At 27.0% G+C, this 241-nt stretch carries 1 protein-coding gene; it reads left to right on the top strand.

Annotation, left to right across the window (positions count from 1 at the left end; genetic code table 11):
* A partial coding sequence (locus tag ACYP03_RS27735; RefSeq protein ID WP_459782903.1) for a hypothetical protein occupies nucleotides 1-209 on the top strand: 209 nt, incomplete at its 5' end.
* Nucleotides 210-241 lie beyond the last annotated feature (32 nt).

The following is a 241-nucleotide window of genomic DNA, read 5'->3' as shown; positions in this document are numbered from 1 at the left end:
TTTTTTTATATAAATTCTGTTCGTTTATCGGAAAAGATTTTTTAGATATGAATTTAACGCATAGTCTTGTAGTTTTTACATTTGTATTTCCAAGATGTTTGTTTTTGATTTTTTCTTTTCTTGGTCGATTAAGCCTGAAAAGCGGACTTTTCGATTTTGATCTGTATGAAGCGTTGTATGTTTTGACTGATATTCCTGTCTTTATTTAATCAGTGTATTTGTGGATATTATTAAATTTTTG

It is taken from the genome of Photobacterium sp. R1 (genome assembly GCF_054600795.1).
Note: the sequence above shows the minus strand (reverse complement) of the source record. Positions and strands in the feature narration are given on the sequence as shown.